At 45.9% G+C, this 15,119-nt stretch carries 14 protein-coding genes; 6 read left to right on the plus strand and 8 right to left on the minus strand.

Annotation, left to right across the window (positions count from 1 at the left end):
• The 5 genes from CR164_RS00435 to CR164_RS00455 all read left to right on the plus strand — a co-directional run bounded on the left by CR164_RS00435 (position 1) and on the right by CR164_RS00455 (position 4,989).
• On the plus strand, positions 1-717 hold the full coding sequence (locus tag CR164_RS00435; protein ID WP_110021950.1) for a hypothetical protein: 717 nt from the start codon (positions 1-3) through the stop codon (positions 715-717).
• A gap of 589 nt (positions 718-1,306) precedes the next feature.
• Entirely contained in the window at positions 1,307-1,624 is a 318-nt protein-coding gene (locus CR164_RS00440; RefSeq protein WP_110021951.1) for a hypothetical protein, read from the plus strand.
• Positions 1,625-1,626: 2 nt separating this feature from the next.
• Positions 1,627-2,190 carry a glycosyl hydrolase 108 family protein gene (locus CR164_RS00445; RefSeq protein ID WP_110021952.1) on the plus strand — a complete coding sequence of 188 codons (564 nt, stop codon included), beginning with the start codon at positions 1,627-1,629 and terminating at the stop codon, positions 2,188-2,190.
• Positions 2,187-2,645: a hypothetical protein gene (locus CR164_RS00450; protein ID WP_110021953.1), complete on the plus strand. Its 459-nt coding sequence runs from the start codon at positions 2,187-2,189 to the stop codon at positions 2,643-2,645. The genes CR164_RS00445 and CR164_RS00450 overlap by 4 nt, the downstream gene beginning before the upstream one ends.
• A 346-nt stretch (positions 2,646-2,991) precedes the next feature.
• The gene (locus tag CR164_RS00455; RefSeq protein WP_239994413.1) at positions 2,992-4,989 is read left to right on the plus strand and encodes a carboxy terminal-processing peptidase; all 1,998 of its coding nucleotides are present in this window, start codon (positions 2,992-2,994) and stop codon (positions 4,987-4,989) included.
• Between the two features lie 104 nt (positions 4,990-5,093).
• Here the strand turns inward: CR164_RS00455 and argH are convergent, their stop codons facing one another.
• From argH to argC, 8 genes are all read right to left on the minus strand, one after another.
• Positions 5,094-6,494: an argininosuccinate lyase gene (argH, locus tag CR164_RS00460; protein WP_110021955.1), complete on the minus strand. Its 1,401-nt coding sequence runs from the start codon at positions 6,492-6,494 to the stop codon at positions 5,094-5,096.
• A 413-nt stretch (positions 6,495-6,907) separates the two neighbouring features.
• Complete coding sequence (locus tag CR164_RS00465; protein WP_110021956.1) at positions 6,908-7,831, minus strand: hypothetical protein; 924 nt, start codon at positions 7,829-7,831, stop codon at positions 6,908-6,910.
• Between the two features lie 180 nt (positions 7,832-8,011).
• Positions 8,012-9,220 carry an argininosuccinate synthase gene (locus CR164_RS00470; RefSeq protein WP_110021957.1) on the minus strand — a complete coding sequence of 403 codons (1,209 nt, stop codon included), beginning with the start codon at positions 9,218-9,220 and terminating at the stop codon, positions 8,012-8,014.
• An 11-nt stretch (positions 9,221-9,231) separates the two neighbouring features.
• Positions 9,232-9,678: an arginine repressor gene (locus tag CR164_RS00475; protein ID WP_110021958.1), complete on the minus strand. Its 447-nt coding sequence runs from the start codon at positions 9,676-9,678 to the stop codon at positions 9,232-9,234.
• Between the two features lie 13 nt (positions 9,679-9,691).
• Positions 9,692-10,699, minus strand: a complete 1,008-nt coding sequence (gene argF / locus CR164_RS00480; protein WP_110021959.1) for an ornithine carbamoyltransferase — start codon at positions 10,697-10,699, stop codon at positions 9,692-9,694.
• A 21-nt stretch (positions 10,700-10,720) separates the two neighbouring features.
• Positions 10,721-11,602, minus strand: a complete 882-nt coding sequence (gene argB / locus CR164_RS00485; RefSeq protein WP_110021960.1) for an acetylglutamate kinase — start codon at positions 11,600-11,602, stop codon at positions 10,721-10,723.
• 26 nt (positions 11,603-11,628) lie between these two features.
• On the minus strand, positions 11,629-12,930 hold the full coding sequence (gene argJ / locus CR164_RS00490) for a bifunctional glutamate N-acetyltransferase/amino-acid acetyltransferase ArgJ (RefSeq protein WP_110022277.1): 1,302 nt from the start codon (positions 12,928-12,930) through the stop codon (positions 11,629-11,631).
• On the minus strand, positions 12,908-13,924 hold the full coding sequence (gene argC, locus CR164_RS00495; RefSeq protein ID WP_110021961.1) for an N-acetyl-gamma-glutamyl-phosphate reductase: 1,017 nt from the start codon (positions 13,922-13,924) through the stop codon (positions 12,908-12,910). The genes argJ and argC overlap by 23 nt, the downstream gene beginning before the upstream one ends.
• A 249-nt stretch (positions 13,925-14,173) precedes the next feature.
• Between argC and CR164_RS00500 the strand changes: the two genes are divergently transcribed.
• A complete protein-coding gene (locus tag CR164_RS00500; protein ID WP_110021962.1) occupies positions 14,174-15,094 on the plus strand; it encodes a PstS family phosphate ABC transporter substrate-binding protein in 921 nt (306 codons plus the stop codon).
• Positions 15,095-15,119 lie beyond the last annotated feature (25 nt).

Below are 15,119 nucleotides of genomic sequence, written 5' to 3' on the forward strand. Positions count from 1 at the left end.
ATGGCAAGTGTAAATCCACAAAAGAAGCTTAGAGGAACGGCAAGCCAAAATGCTGCAGTAACGCTTGAAGAAGGGACAATCGTTTATTTAACAGATACCAAGCAGATTGCGGTGCATGATGGCAGTACAGCGGGGGGGACTGTATTTGATATTTTGCCTGTTCAGGTGTCAAGTGCAGAGAAAACTGCGGGGAATGAAACCGTGGTTAGAGGGTTCAGTCCTTTCGATATAAAAGATATGTCTGAAATGCATAGTAAATCTGCGTTTATATCGTATGCATTGCTGGCTGATCAAAAATCACAAGGAACAGACGGGGGAACGTTCACAAGTGGATCGGATCAAACAAGAGATTTAAATACTAAAAAAGCAGATCCTGACAATATTGTATCTCTGAGTAGTAATCAGTTTTCGCTTGCGGCTGGGTCTTATTTAATTAAATGGTCAACCCCTGTTTACGACGTTAATGCGCATCGTTCGAAATTATATGATGTAACAGGAGATAATACATACGTAGGTAGTTCAGAGTATGCGCCAAGTGGACAGAATGGTGCAAACAGAAGCTTTGGAATTGCACGTATAACAATATCAACAAGTACAACGTTTGAAATCCGACATAGGTGTGATGGGACAAAATCAAATATAGGGTTTGGTTTGTCATGTGATTATTCTGGGGAAGTGGAAGAATACACACAGGTAGAGATATATAAAGAGAAATAACGGTTAACAAATATGCAGGCACTGATAACGATAGTGATTCGTCAAGGCAAGTGCCACTTGTTACTGACTCTGCGTAACATGTAGGCCTGAGAGTTGGAAATGGGACATTTTTTGCAGGTTGCATATGTAGTCTGGTTTTTGTCTTTGTCAACACACCGGACTATATCATCACAATAATAGAATGCGGAATAAACTGAAAAAACCACGCGTGAACAATGCTTCTTAGGCACTCCAGTATACAACATTTCCATACTTGATGAGCATTGGCAAAACACCTCCAACAGTAAAGAAGCGCTCCAAACCAGGCTGTCTGCAAGTGGAGAAGAACCCGCAACACAATATTTCTCGGAATGCACGTTGTCGGTACCAAGAATAGCATCATGTTTTCTCCCGCAATACTTAGAAACTAGTGACAAATCGTTGCTGGAAAAGGTACCCCAGGAAGATTCAACAGGCACCCCGTGCACAGTATAAAAAATTTGGTGATGTTCTCGAGCTATAGATGATGTAAAGAAATAGCCAATGACCGTTACTATATGGACATTAGTCCTTCTATAGGTGTGCCAAAGCTGATAAATGAGAGTGCGGAATGGAAAAACCTGAATTATTCGGACTAATCATAAGTGGGATCGCGGGAATCATTACGAGTCTGCTTCACGCGCTTAAAAAGGGCGTGCAACATAACTGGAAAAAAGTGCTACTGCATTTCGGTCTTGGATTCTGTTCACTCTATATTGCGTATTTAGTCGGTGAAACTATGATGCTCGACAGTAAAGCGGTTTTAGTTGTTGGTTTTTTGTCCGGTCTGCTGAGTGACCGTCTCATCAACGAGATGTACAGACGCGAAGAAGAGATATACCGGCATTTTTTCACTCGAAAAAGACTGGACGAGAAAGAGGAAAAATAAGCATGGCGGAATTTCAGAAAGCCTATCTCGAGACAATCGGTGACGAAGGAGGGTTTACGCTACACAACGTTAGCGGTGATGCAGGTGGAGACACCTTTGCCGGCATAGCGAAAAACTACCATCCGGAATGGTCGGGATGGCCCCTCGTCCATGCAGGGAAAGGGCAAACCGAAGAATGCAGGGAACAGGTCAGAGCGTTTTACAAATCGAAGTACTGGGACGCCATGCGGGGTGACGAAATCGAGCATCAGGCCGTGGCAGAAACCATCTACAATTTTGGCATGAATAGTAGCATAAAAAAAAGCCTCATGTATTCACAATACTGCCTGGACTGTGAGCCGGATGGTGAAATCGGTCCAATAACATTAGGAGCGATAAACAAGATGTCGAGAGAAGAAATAGAATTGTTCGTGAGCCAGCACGTACTGATGAGAATAGGACATCGGCTGAAAAGAATATCCCAAAACCGAAGCCAATTAAAATTCATACGAGGATGGTTGAAGCGTGATCTAAGAATGCTCGATGATTTTATCAACGTCAATCAATACTTTGGAATACGGCAATGAGCATTTGGCCAGCAATCAAAGCCGGGTTTGGCTCGATAATCTCCCCAATTGCTGAACCGTTCAAAATTGCCCAAGAGCGAAAAAAAGAGGCCATTATACTCGATAAAGAAATACAGAAGATTAACGCTGAAGCTCGAAGGGAAGCAGCAAGAAATGGGCAAGTAGAGCAGAAAGATTGGGATAGAATAGCGCTTGAGAACAGTGCAAAATCCTGGAAAGACGAAGTGCTAATGATCCTCATGTACTTTCCGGTAGGGGCATTGTTTGTTTGTGCTATGTTTTGGCCTGAAAAAGTGCCAATCATTAAAGAGGCTGTAAGCGCTTTAGAGGATTTTCCTGTTTGGTATCAGATTATTTTATGGGGTATACTTGCATTTGTTTTTGGGTTGCGCTGGCTGATACAGCCTTTGATCGTGTGGATGGAAAGAAAATACAGAAACAGGGTAGTCGAGTAACCTTTTCAGAGGGAAATGTGTAAAGCTGGAAGAGTATGGGCCTGCTGTATATGAGCAGGCTTTTTTATTGCAAGGATTAATTCAGGGAATTAATAGATTGTCGGCATCGGTTTTTTTAAACTATACCAGAATCAAAAGAATACTTGTATTGACTTTTATTTGTACCTCAAATTATTGAAAGCCTTTTATGGTAGGGGTTTGTTGTATATATATTATATTTATGACCACATTCAACATGTGTTTGTTACTCAAAGTCAGCTAAAAGTTGTCCATGTCAAGACGTTTAAACAGATATATAATTTTCGGTGCTGTTTTTCTGATTTCCTTAGCACTTTTGGTTACTGATGTGCAATCAAAGACAGCGGCCATACCTCATGGTGAAGTTGCGCTCAAAGCTTCTCCTGTTCAGGAGGAAGCGGAGAGGTATCTCAGCCGTTACCTCATGCAGTATCATTTTCGGCGGGTGCCGATTAACGATTCTCTTTCCCAGGAGGTGCTTTCGCGTTTTCTCGATCAGCTCGATGAAACCAGGAGTTACTTTTTGGCATCACAGGTAGAGTCATTTCAGAAAGAGATCGGCAATTCTATAGATGATGAGTTCCTTGCCGGTAAGGTCGATGCCGGGTTCATGGTCTATGGTACGTTTCTGAATCAGGCGAAACAGAAAATGCGGTTCATGATCGACCTGCTCGATACCGCCCGTTTCGATTTCAGTGTGAGTGAAACCTTCAATCTCAAAAGCGAGGATATTGCATGGCCTTCCGATCAGGCCGAGCTTCAGGATCGCTGGAGAAAGGAAGCTAAATATCAGATCCTGAATCTGAAATATTCCGGAGAAGAGCCGGATGGAGAGCCTCGTGAAGTGCTTGTCAAACGCTATAAAAATCGTCTTTCTTTGCTTGAACAACAGAACGATGAAGATGCGTTTCGGGCATTCAACTATGCCCTGACGACATCATTCGACCCGCATACCAACTATTTTTCGCCGTTGGACTATGAGAACTTCCAGATCGATATGAGCCATTCGTTCGAAGGGATCGGTGCAAAACTTCAAAATGAAAACGAATATACGGTTGTCAATGAAGTGATTCCCGGTGGCCCCGCGTTCAGAGGTGATTTGCTCAAGAAAGGCGACAGGATCATTGGCGTGGGTCAGGGTACAAAAGGCAATGTTGTCGACATTGTCGGGTGGCGAGTCAACGATGTCGTCCGGATTATCCGTGGGAAGAAAGGATCGGTTGTACGCCTGAAGATTCTTCCTGTCAGTCAGGGAAACAAGGGACCCGCTAAGATTATTCAGATTGTCAGAGACGAGGTTAAGCTTGAAGAGCAGTCGGCACAAAAGGAAATCATCATCACCAACGGTCGAAAAATAGGGGTGATTACCGTACCGGCTTTTTATCTGGATTTCGAGGGTCAGAAACAAAAAAAGCCTGATTATAGCAGCACAAGCAGGGATGTCAGAAAAATTCTTGTGGAATTAAAAAAAGAAGGTGTTGAAGGAATTGTTCTGGATCTAAGGAATAACGGTGGCGGAGCTCTTGAAGAAGCGGTTAAGCTTACGGGTCTTTTTATTCCTGAAGGTCCGGTTGTGCAGATCAAGAACTCGCATGGAGGGATGACGGTTCTTCGAGATAAAGAAGTTGATGTTGCATATGATGGTCCTCTTGCTGTTCTTGTGAATCGTTACAGTGCTTCGGCATCGGAAATCCTTGCTGCAGCAATTCAGGATTATGGAAGAGGTGTGGTTATAGGAGGAAGGACATTTGGAAAGGGGACGGTACAGAGTATTCTCAAGATCAACAGGCCATTCAATTTTTTCTACAAGAAAAATGATGATCTTGGACAAGTCAAGCTGACCATTGCCAAGTTTTATCGTGTTTCCGGAGAAAGCACCCAGAATCTCGGTGTCACGCCGGATATCAAAATACCTTCATTTATCGACACTGAGGTTGTCGGTGAAGATGCCTATCCAAGCAGTCTCCAATGGGATGTTGTGTCGGCTACCGATCATTTAAAAACCGGTTGGCTTTCAGGTGATGATATCAAGGTTCTCAACGAGAAGTATCATGAGAGAGTCGATAAAGATTCTCTTTATGTTCGTTACCTCGAAGACCTGGATCTTCTGAGCAGTTTCAGGAAAAAAGAGTTCATTTCACTCTATGAACCGGATTTCAAGGTGGAAATGGATCGTATTCAGGGATTTGATGCTCAGTGGAACGAGGAGGACGACCCCGATATTCTGCTTACCCAGTCAGCGGCAGTTGTCGCAGATATGGCTGATTTATCGGGAAAAAGTATGGCTGAAAGAGAAGTCGCTCCCTTGCAGGTAAACGGAAAGTGAACTGGCCGGGCAAAACGGTTGCTGTTTTCATATCATAGTGTAGGTGCTGTGATGCCGACAGGTGAATTTCGAACATCTCTTTCACCTGTCGGCATCCGTTCGTTTTACCTGTTCAGTTTTTTCCTGGCATTTTTTATCTGCTCGTCTACAGATGAAAAAGAGGTGCTTCCATGTGATTGTTTCGTGTTGACGCTCGCTTCAGGTTGAAGCGCATCATAGAGGTCACTATCGAACAGCTCGGAAAAGCTCCGGTAAGTTTCAAGAGGGATATTCGGTAAAGATGTCGCCGATTCAATTGCATGGCTGACGATTTTCCCCGTTATCCTGTGTGCATCGCGGAAGGGCAGATTCTTTCTTACAAGATATTCGGCGATTTCCGTTGAAAGGCTGAGGTCTTCGGCTGTGAGTTTTGTGAGTCTTTCTTCGTTCAGCTTGGTATGAGCCAGCATTTTTGAAAAAATTCTTACGCTTGAAATTGTCGATTTCGCAGCATCGAACAGTGGTGGTTTGTCCTCCTGCATATCTCGGTTATAGGAGAGGGGAAGTCCTTTCATGATGGTCAGGATGTTTATCAGGTCGCCGTACACCCTACCTGTTTTCCCTCTGACCAACTCGGCAATATCTGCGTTTTTTTTCTGGGGCATGATCGAGGAGCCGGTCGCGAAAGCGTCACTGATTTCGAGGTAGTTGAACTCCGAACTGCTCCAAAGTATGAGGTCCTCACAGAATCTCGAAAGGTGCATCATGATAATGGAACAGGCCGAGATGAACTCGATGATGATGTCCCTGTCGCTGACAGCGTCTATACTGTTCTCGAACAGTGTGCTGAAATCAAGCAGTTCCATGCTTCTTTGTGCATTGAGCTGCAGTGTGCTTCCGGCGAATGCGGCGGCTCCAAGCGGGGAAATATCAACACGTTTAAAGAGGTCGTCAAGCCGTTGGTTGTCTCGAAGAAACATGTTGAAGTATGAGAGGTAGTAATGCCCCGCGGATATCGGCTGAGCTCGTTGCAGATGGGTATAGCCGAAAATGATCGTGTGGCGGTAGGTTTCGGCTTTTTCAAGAAGCAGGCTTTTCAGTGCGTCGAGTGCCGAGCGAAGTTCATCTATGGTACGTTTCAAGTACAGCCTCGTATCGGTTGCTACCTGATCGTTGCGGCTTCTTCCCGAATGCATTTTACCTGCTATCGGTCCGATTTTTTCCTTCAAGCGGTTTTCGATAACCGTATGGATATCTTCATCTTCCCAGTCGGGCACAAGTGCGCCTGAACTGATTTCCTGCTCGATTTCTTCAAGTCCCTCGATAATCAATCTCGCTTCTTCAACAGGTAGTATAGCTTCTTCCGAAAGCATTGTTACATGAGCGATGGAACCCTTGATATCTTCCTGATACAACGCTTTATCCACATCGACGGAGGATGAGAAAAGAAGGGCTTCCCGGTCGAAAGGTTCGCTGAATCTGCTTTGCCATAAGAGTTCTTTTTCGCTGCCTTTTTTCGTGCTCATCGGTTTTAAGATCAAGTTGGTTAAGTATATAAGGCGGAAGATAAGAAATATTGTTCCGTCCAAAAAGTTGGGGCTTTATTGGTTTTTGATGGTAAAGTACTTTAAATAATAAAGTATAATACAAAAAAACAAACAAGTTATACGGGGAAGCAGTTGACTCATGATCAAAGGGGGGTGAGTGAATGAGCTGGTAAATGAAGAAGAAAAAAAGCCTTCCGGTCCTTACGAAGAGACCGGAAAGCTTTGCTTATGGGCACCTCTATTAATTTGCTGCACATCATGATTACTTCGTTGATCGGTGCTCAAAATCCTCATGTAGCTTGTGTACACTCCGGTTTTTGCGCTCCGTTCGCCTCGTACTCAAGGCGCTCGCGACAATTTATAGAGGTGCCCTTATGTGATAATGCAGGCTGTTATTTTCTCAGGTACTGGAAACTTGCATTAGGTCTTCCGACATAGCATGTGCGGTTGAAACCGTATTTTTTAATGATGGCAAAGGCTTTTTCCGCTTCTGCTTTCTTATTGCCGAAGTCGAACATCCAATGATTATCGTCGACAATTTTCCAGCGTCCATTGATGTTTTTCACCTCTATGGTATCGGGATTGAAACCTATACAATCTTCACCGGGGATTCCGCCTTGTGGAGCTTGTCCTGAAACCAGCATATACTGGAAGCTCGGGTCAGGTCGACCGACAAAGCACGACTGGTTCATCCCGTAGTGCTTGATGATTTTAAGCGACCTATAGGCTTCGTTTTTCTTATTGCCGAAGTCGAACATCCAGTGATTACCGTCGACAATTTTCCAGCTGCCATTGATTTTTTTGACCGTTGCTGTCTGTGGGTTGAAGGAGATGCAATCTTCCTGAATTACAGGAACTGGCAGTGTGGGGATAGGCAGAGGCATGAGCTGGAGCATCCTCTTGAACGTGTAAGTGTTGGTGTAGTTGGAACGGTTGCTGCCGTCGGTGAAACGGGTAAACGTTTCTGCTTTGAGACGGTTTTTGCCGGCAGGTTTGACGACAATGAGGGTCTGGTTGGAGCCGGTTGTGTAAATTGCCGACATGACTTTACCTGTCTGTATCATGTTGCCCGAAGTGCTGGAGGCGTAAATTGCGGCAGCGACTTCGCCCCAGTCGCAATCGTCAGGTTGACATTTGCCCCAGGCATGCATTCTGAGAGCGGAGCCCTGTTGCATTATTTCGAGTTTGGTGATTCCACGGGTGTTCGTGTCCGAATTGATCCATGTGCCGGTGAATTGGTTGGCTGATGCCCAACTGACAGACTGGAGCAGCAACAAGAGCACGAACGACGATGCGGCTACAATGGTCTTTTTCATGTAAAACCTCCTGGGATACGGATTGGTAAAGAGGGCGGAACTATTTGAAAGAGAGATAGTTAAAGTTACTGTTCCTCAGAATGAAAAGCAATCAGGGGCGACAAAAACCCCGGCCGAAGAAAGACCGGGGTAGTGAGAGTCGTCGTAGTGGTCGGTTTTTTGTGTTCTTGATTGCTTGTTTCAAGATCTGTTTTTCGCTTGAACCTCACTGTAGGTTTTCAGGCTAAGGCCGTAAAGATGAATGAATCCTTCTGCAGCCTTGTGATTGAATGTGTCGGCTTCGGTATAGGTTGCAAGCTCTTCGTTGTAAAGTGACCATGGTGAGGTTCTGCCGAGCAGTGTGACCGAGCCTTTGAACAATTTGACGCGCACCAGGCCGGTGACGTTTTTCTGGGTTGCTTCGACAAATCCATCCAGGGCTTCTCGCATTGGAGAGAACCATGTTCCGTTGTAGATCAGGTTGGCATAATCCTGACCGATGTTTTTCTTGTATTGAAAGACGGATTTTTCCTGCGTCAGCCTTTCGAGCTCGCGGTGAGCGAAATGCAGGATGGTTGCTGCTGGAGCTTCGTATATTTCCCGCGATTTGATTCCCACTACGCGGTTTTCAACCATGTCGAGACGACCGATTCCATGTGCAGCACCAATCTTGTTGAGTTCCAGGATGAGATCGAGACCTTCCATTTTTTTCCCGTCGAGCGCAACGGGAACACCCTGTTCGAATTCGATATCGATGACCGCAGCCTTGTCCGGTGCTTTTTCAGGGGATGTCGTGATCTGATAGGCATCTTCAGGTGGAGCGACCATAGGGTCTTCGAGGACGCCGCATTCGATACTTATCCCCCATATATTTTCATCGATGGAGTAAGGGCTCTTCTTTGTTGCCGATACCGGGATATTGTGTTCCTCCGCATAGGCGATTTCCGCTTCCCTTGATGTGAACTCCCATTCACGAAGAGGGGCGAGCACCTTGAGGTGTGGCGCAAGAGAGGCGAAGGTGACTTCGAATCGAACCTGGTCGTTTCCTTTTCCGGTACAGCCGTGCGCAAGCATGGTGCAGTTTTCGGAAAGTGCTACGTCTACAAGGGCTTTGGCAAGCAGTGGACGTCCAAGAGCCGTTGCAAGTGGATACACATCTTCATAGAGGGCTCCAGCTTTGAGTGCGGGCCAGATGTATTCTTCGACGAACGGCTTTTGGAGATCTAAAAAAGAAAAGCTCGAGGCTCCTGTAGCGATGGCCTTTTCTTCGAGATTTTCGATCTCTTTCTGTTGTCCGAGATTACCGGTAACGGCAACGATATCGGCGTCGTATTTATCTTTCAGCCACTTTATCATAACGGAGGTGTCGAGTCCGCCTGAATAGGCGATAGCAATTTTTTCCTTTTTCATATGCTCTTTGATCAGGTTTTAAAAAGATTGGATTGAATATACTCAAGGATTGAGCGTATATCGTTAACGGACGCCGGGACGACAAGAACCGTATCGTCTCCTGCGAGTGTTCCCAGAATTTTCGGATGCTTGAAGTGATCGATGAAAGAACCGACACCATGTGCTCTACCGGGAAGTGTCTTGATGACTATCGTTGTTTCATTGGCATCGATGGTCTGTATTTCCATTTCCACGAGGCCTTTGATCATCTGTCCGGGAGTGTCTTCGGGGAACACGAGACGGTACCCTTTCGTTGTCCTCGAACGAATGACACCAAGCTCAGAACAGTCTCTCGACAATGTTGCCTGAGCGATATCGATGCCAGCGTTCAGCAGCAGTTGCAGGAGCTCATGTTGATTCCCTACCTCATTGTTCTGAAGGAGCTCCTTGATTTTTCGTTGCCGGTTCTGTTTTCCCATGGCTTTTCCGGGATCAGGAGGTGAGTTTGCTTGCAACGTTCTGAAGCCTGTGGGTCAAATGAAACCTTCGATACTCTTCATGGTTGAGAAGTTTAACGAGAACCGCTTTCTGGACATGAAGGCGATTTTCTGCCTCGTCCATGATAATGGATTGTGGGCCATCCATTACTTCCGCGGCTATTTCCTGGCCACGATGAGCCGGCATGCAGTGCATGACCACTGCAGAAGGTTTCGCAACGCCGAGTAGCTCGGAGTTTATCTGGTATTTACTGAAGGTTTCAAGCCGTTTTTCGGTTTCATCTTCCTGGCCCATACTGGTCCAGACATCGGTATAAAGAACGTCAGCGTCTCGCGCCGCTTTCATTGGGTCATGAATGATCTCTATGGTGCTCGCACTGTTTTTTCTTGCTGTTTCAAGAATGAAGGCATCAGGTTGATGCTCCTCCTCTTCAGGACATGCAAGAACGAAATGGAAGGGAAGCCGCCCGGCAAGTTCTATCCAGGAATTCGCTACGTTGTTGCCGTCACCGACGAAGACCACCTTGATATTGTCGTTCCACAATCCTTTTTCATAGAGTGTAAAGGCATCGGCAAGGATCTGACAAGGATGAGAAAGGTCGGTAAGTGCGTTGATGACAGGTATTGTGGCGTTTTCGGCAAGCGACTCGATTACGCTGTGTTCGTGAAGCCTCGTGACAATTGCATCATTGTAACGTGAAAGAAGCTGGGCAATGTCTTCGACAGCTTCGCGTGAGTTGACTCCTATTGATTTTCCCTCAAGGTTAACAGCATAGCCGCCAAGCTCGTGTATGCCTATCTCAAATGAAACCCTTGTCCTGAGTGATGGCTTGTTGAATATCATGGCAACTGTTTTCCCTGATAAGGGTTTGTAGGACTCGGAGGAAGAAGCTGCCTGGCGCTGTTTTTTGATAAACAGGGAAAAGTCGAAGAGCTCTATGATTTTTCCGGCATCCAAATGGGAAAAGCCGAGAAAATCCCTTTTGTCGCTATGAGTTTCCAATAGATATCTCCATGAATGTGGTTAAAGGTCTGAATCTCTTTCCGTAACGAACTGTGTTCCTATACCCTGGTCGGTAAAAATTTCCAGCAGTAGAGAGTGAATGAGTCTGCCGTCGATAAGATGAATTTTTTTGACGCCTCCATCAAGTGTTTTGTACGCTGAAAGTGCTTTAGGTATCATACCGCCTGAAATCACTCCGTCTTCGATAAGGTCGGCGGCTTCTGCCTTGCAGACGCTTTTCAGGATTGTTTCGCCATGATAAACCCCGGCAACGTCGCTGACGTAAATAAGTTTTTCCGCCTTGAGCGCAATGGCGATTGCGCTGGCAGCATCGTCTGCATTGATATTGTAAACGTTGCCTTCATCGTCGAACCCGATTGGTGCAATAACCGGGATGAGTCGGGCATGACAAAGCAGGTCGAGATAACCGGTGTTTATTCGGATGATTTCACCAACAAGACCGAGTGATGCCGCTTCCTTACAGGGGATGGCCTTGATTGTATTTGCATCCAGACCACTTACACCAACGGCTTTTGCTCCGTGTTCGCTGATGAGGCGGACGATATCCTGGTTGACTTTTCCTGCAAGGGTCATTTGCACGATCGAGATCATTTCCTTGTCGGTGACCCTTTTTCCATGGATGAATTGCGTCGACACATCGAGCTTTTCCGCTGTTTTGGTAATTGCATCACCCCCACCGTGAACCAAAACGACGTTGATACCCACTTTGCGTAAAAGGGTGATGTTCTGCGCAAAGGCATCTTTGAGCACCTCGTCCTTCATGGCGGCACCGCCATACTTGATCACAAAGGTTTTATCCTCGAATTTCCGGATATAGGGCAGGGCTTCGATGAGTACCTGACCAATGGTGGATTGAGTGAGATTTTCAAGAGATTCTTTCATTGAACGCCTGCCGAATTAAAGGTTTTTCATGTTCTGTAACTGCCGTTGATCTCTATATATTCCTTGCTTAAATCGCAGGTGTGGACCACAGCGCTGCCCGCTCCGTCACCCAGGGATACGATAATCGTATAGCTGTTGCGGCTGAGAATTTTTTTTGCATTCTCTTCCGAGAAATCCGAAACATAGCCCGGCTGGAGAATGAGAAGATCGTCAAATTGTATCGAGGCGTTTTCCGGGTTGAAGACGGCACCCGATCTTCCGGCAGCCGCGATGATCCTACCCCAGTTTGCATCTTCTCCATGAAGAGCGGTTTTGACCAGGCTGGAGTTGGCAATGGTTCGTGCAGCTTTTTGAGCATCGAGATCGGTTGCGGCTCCTTCCACTCGGATCTTCACCAGTTTGGTCGCGCCTTCGCCATCCATGACGATCAGTCTTGCGAGAAACGTCATGAGACTCTCCAGTGCCTCATAGAATACTTGAGCGTCGCGGCTGCCGGGTAGAATCCTGGTGTTCGAAGACGATCCTGACAACAAGGCTACCATATCGTTGGTACTTGTGTCACCATCGACCGTAATGGTGTTGAAGCTTTTTTCATTCGCTTTCGAGAGCATTTCCTGAAGCAGCTTCTGTTCTATTTTCGCATCGGTCACAAGAAAAGCGAGCATAGTCGCCATGTCGGGACAGATCATTCCCGATCCTTTTGCTATGCCCGAGAGACGAACGGTGCCGATTGAAAGTGATATGTCCAGCCCGAAATATTTCGGAAAGGTGTCGGTTGTCATGATTGCTTCGGCAGCTTTTGCACACGAAGCTTCGAACAGAACCGCTGAAAGTGAGTCGATCGCGCTGTTTATCTTTTCCATCGGCAGGAAGGAGCCGATGACACCAGTTGACGAAACAAGGACTTCCTGAGATGATATGCCAAGGATTCGGGCTGTTTTTTCTGCCGTTGTTCTGGCATCCGTCAATCCTTTTTCTCCGGTAGCGGCATTTGCATTGCCGCTGTTGCAGATTATGGCACGTATCGAAGAAGCCGATTGCTCGAGGTGCTCTTTCGATACAACTACAGGTGCGGCACTGCAAAGGTTTCTGGTGAAAACAGCTGCTGCCGACGAAGGTTCGTCAGACTTGATGATCACAAGATCTTTTTTGGCCGGCTTGATTCCTGCATGTGCTGTGCCGGCAGAAAAACCTTTTGGCCAGAACTGCTTTTTTTCAGCATCCCTGGTATTGAGAGGCGTTGTGTGCTCAGGCCAGATTGTTTCGGTGGCAAGTGCATTGATAGCTGAAACAGCTTTGTGTCCTTTAGAGTAATCCGAGAGTTTCATCATAGCCGAGCAAAATGTTCATGTTTTGTACCGCCTGTCCTGCAGCACCCTTTACCAGGTTGTCGATTGCCGTGACAATCACCGCTGAACCGTTATCGGTACTTTCTGCAATATGGATGTCGCAATAGTTGGTGTAAGCCACATGTTGTATTTCAGGCATGGTTGGTCTTACCCGGACAAAGGGAGCCGAGCGGTAAAATTCCTTGAAATGCTTCTCAATTTGTGAAACCGGAAGATGTTTATCAAGCTGAATATTCAAAACCGCGTAGATTCCTCTGACAAGCGGGGCAATCATCGGAGTAAAGAGAAAATCAAAACGTGGTTCAACGGTATCCGTATCGAGCGCTTGAAGAATTTCAGGGGTATGCTGATGCTTGCCTACCTTGTATGCACGTATGTTTCCGCTCATTTCCGAAAAAGAAAGCTCGACTTTACTCGACCTGCCGGCACCTGATATTCCGGATATGGCTGAACAGTTTATGCTTTTTACCAGTGCACTGTTCAACGGCTTTTTAACAAGCGGGGCAATTCCAAGGATGATGCTCGTTGCATAGCATCCGGGATTGCTTACTGCTTTGGCCTGTTGTATCTCGTCATGGAAAAGCTCAGGCATTGCATAGGTAAGAACAGCATCGGGATCTTTGCTTTTCAGGTAATATTTCAAGTGCTCTTCCGGGTTTTTCAGACGGAAATCCCCCGAAAGGTCAATTACCAGCTTTCCCGCATCAGCGAGTTTGGGAACTATCGAGGACGCCTCTCCGTGAGGCAGGGCAAGAAAATAAATGTCTGTGTCTTTTTCTCCTCCATAAGATTCAAAGACAGCATCGGTATCGAGAAAAGGGTAAACGTCTTGAACCTTCTTTCCAGCTTGAGTATGTGCGTAGAGTTTTTCAAGTTTTACCGAAGGGTGTCTGAGAAGAATTTTTGTCAGTTCTGCACCCGAGTAACCTGAAGCACCGATAACCGATACTGTGGGTTTTTTGTAGCCTCTCATGATTTTACTATTACATTGAAAACCTATTCATCGCTTGAGATACTATCCGTAAAAATGGATGAATTTGAGGTAATTTATTGAAATAAAATGAATTATAATATTGAATATATATTCTTTCTGTGAATTAATATTCATTAATATGGATAAAATAGCGATTTCTGTGTTGATTGCAAGGTTTTAGGAAGGTGGTTTTTTCTCTATCTTTGCTCAAATATGATGAACAGAACAACGTAGATATGAGGTTTTGGTATGCTCGGCAAAAAGAGATTTGTCTTTGTTGTGGTGCTGGCTGTCATCTGTGTCGCTGCAGTCGCTATTTTCAGAATAGCGAGCAACCGGCCTGGTAGTGCGGTTACGACTGAAACTGCAAAAAGCGGTTTGCTTCGAGTCGGTGTCGAACAAGCTCTCAGTGTGACTGCAGAAGATATTGTTCCTGTTTTCAGCCATTATTATCCCGACGCTTCAATAGTGCTTGAAACTGGATTTTTTACCGATCTTTTTAACCGGTTTCTGCAGGAAGACATCGGGGCGATGCTTTGGAGTGGCAAGCCGGGGGGATATGAAGTCTCTCTTCTTGAAAGGAAAAAAATGAACTATCGTTTGGAACCCGTCGCCAGAAGTGCGGTTGTTTGCATTGTCAACGAAGCCAATCCTGTTCCATTTCTTTGTGTAGAGGATCTGGCGAAGATCTACACAGCAAGGAAAGTCCACTGGGATAACGGTGGGGAGATCAAGGCATATCTTAACAATAAGGATCTCAGACTGCAGGAACAGTTTCTTGCAATGGCGGTTCCAACTGAAAGCACGTTGACTGCATGGCATGCAGAAAATGACGAAGAAGTCATGCAGCTTGTTGCAGGAGAGAAAGGTGCTATAGGTATCCTGCCTTTGTCAAGGCTGAAGGGGGGAAGAAGTTCGGGGCAGGTCTCTTCGGCATTCAGGGTGGTGCCTCTCTGCAAAAAGAAAGGGGATGCTCCGGTAATGCCTTCGCAGGACATGATCTATCAAGGAAAATATCCTCTTAGCTTTATTGTTTATTATATGTATCGAAAGGAAAGAGCTTTGGCCGCGGGTTTCGGTGCCTGGTTGGCAAAAGAGGGGCAGAAAGGGTTTGTAAGCAGCTCTCTGGCTCCTTATAGAAATCCTGCATATCTCATCCAGCTTAAATGAACCATGATATTCAACCGCGAGCAGC

It is taken from the genome of Prosthecochloris marina (assembly GCF_003182595.1).
In the GTDB taxonomy this organism is placed as follows: Bacteria; Bacteroidota; Chlorobiia; order Chlorobiales; family Chlorobiaceae; genus Prosthecochloris; species Prosthecochloris marina.